Genomic DNA, 2,067 nt, shown 5'->3' with positions numbered 1-2,067 from the left:
GTCTTTGACGTCGGAGACGGCGGTGTGTCCTTCCTCCTTGACGTTTTCGGCAGCGTCGGCCGCGGTGCTCTTGACGTTTTCCATCGCGTCCCGGGCCGGTTCCTGCAGGCCCTGGGCGACGTCCTTAACGGCTTCGCCCAGCTGGTTCGTGACCGGTTCGGCCGCGCTCTTGAGCGACTGTGCCGCTTCCCTTTCCTTGGCGCTGGCCGGTATGAGGGAGCAGACGAGCAGGCCAGCGCCGAAGGCAATCAGTCCCACGGCAAGCGGGCTGCCCTGGGCTTTCACTGCCACCTTGTGGGGTGCATCGCCGATTGCGGAGCCGGCGTCCCCAAGGGTGGATCCGACGGCGGAGCCGGCGTCTCCGACCACGGAGCCCACGCTGTCCACGGCATCCTCGGCTGTTCCCATGATTTTGTCCTTCACGCCGAAGACGGCGTCTTTGACCTTGTCGGTCTGGCACTTTCCCTCGTCGCCGTCGCCGGCATTGCCGGTCTGAGTGCGCTCACACAGCTGCCGTTCGTGATCACCAAGCTCCCGGTCATCTTCTGGCCAGATCTTCTGGGCGGAATCATCGCCGCTGTCGTCACAGCCATTGTGGTGGTCTTTCTCCGCCGGCATCTTCGGCGTCCGGTATGACCGGGATAGAGCCGTTCACGGCGTTCGGTCCGGAACCCCGGGACGGGTTCCCGGACGCCCGATGCCCGAAAGGCTGAGGTTGGAGTTGAACCGCTCCCCCATCGTCCCTGACAAGGAAGCGGAATTCGAAGAGTGGAAGTCGGGCAGACGACTTCTGAACCTGACAGTTTTGCCGTGAAATTGGTAAGAAAATCGAGTGGTGGGACCGTCAGCAGACTGGCCCAAACCGTCTGTTCCACCGGGTGAAGCGGCGCTTTTGGCATGGGCAGGCGTACTGCATCAGGTAAGTTTCATCGCCATCGCGGGGATGCTTTTCCTCCTGGCTTTCCGGCTCCGCAGAGAGAATCTGTTTACCCCCGCGTCGGCATGGATTGTCGGGGCCAGCGGCGTAGCCCGCCCGATCCTGCTCGCCGCCGGACGCAAGCAGGATCGGGCAAGACGCACATGCATACCAGGTGGTGGGCGCGTGCGGCTCGTTGAGCCGACAACTCTGATTAGTGCGCGGCCTTCTTCGGTTCCCACGGCTATTTGTGGTCCGCACTCGATGTCCAGAACCGTCCACGCAACATAGGGCCTCCATGGTGGGAGGACGGGAGGCCGCTTACGGTGCGGGGTGTATGTCGGCCGCGGCGGTTAGCCGGCGTAGGGGTCGGCGATGCCGATGTACTGGGTGTAGAGGTATTCCTCGATGCCTTCGAGGCCGCCTTCGCGGCCCAGGCCGGATTGCTTGACCCCGCCGAACGGGGCGGCCGCGTTGGAGACCACGCCGGCGTTCAGGCCCAGCATGCCGGTCTCGAGCCGTTCGCCCATCCGGATCCCGCGGTTCAGGTCGCGGGTGAAGACGTAGGCCACCAGCCCGTATTCGGTGTTGTTCGCGAGCCGGACGGCCTCGTCCTCGGTGCCGAAGGTGATGATCGGGGCGACGGGTCCGAAGATTTCCTCGGACAGGATCCGGGCGCCTTCGCGCACGTCGAGGAGAAGGGTGGGTTCGTAGAAGTATCCCGGACCGTCCACCGGCGTCCCGCCTGTAATCAAGACGGCGCCATCGCTCACGGCGTCGGTGACGAGCTCGTGGACCTTGTCCCGGCTCTTGGCATCGATCAGCGGGCCGATCTTGGACTCGGCCTCGGTGCCCCGGGCGATAGTCATCGCGGCCATCATCGCGGCGAACTTCTTCGCGAATTCCTGGGCGACGGATTCGTGAACGATGAACCGGTTCGCCGCGGTGCAGGCCTCGCCCATGTTCCGCAGCTTCGCCAGCATCGCACCAGCGACGGCGGCGTCGACGTCGGCGTCCTCGAACACCACGAACGGGGCGTTCCCGCCGAGTTCCATCGAGGTCCGCAGCACGGTCTCGGAGGCATCCGAGAGCAGCCGGCGGCCGACCTCGGTGGAACCGGTGAAGGACAGCTTCCGCAGCCGGGAGTCCTT

The 2,067-nt window shown here is 64.9% G+C and carries 2 protein-coding genes; both read right to left on the bottom strand.

All coding sequences use genetic code 11. The features are described from left to right. Positions 1-618: collagen-like triple helix repeat-containing protein (locus AC1DKQ_RS22350; protein WP_476920272.1), on the bottom strand; the 618-nt coding region annotated here is incomplete at its 3' end. Positions 619-1,269: 651 nt separating this feature from the next. Then, a partial coding sequence (locus AC1DKQ_RS22345; protein ID WP_476920271.1) for an aldehyde dehydrogenase family protein occupies positions 1,270-2,067 on the bottom strand: 798 nt, incomplete at its 5' end.

The sequence above is a fragment of the Arthrobacter sp. 05L421 genome, assembly GCF_056397785.1.
The sequence above is the reverse complement of the archived record's forward strand: the minus strand, read 5'-3'. Positions and strand labels throughout refer to the sequence as shown.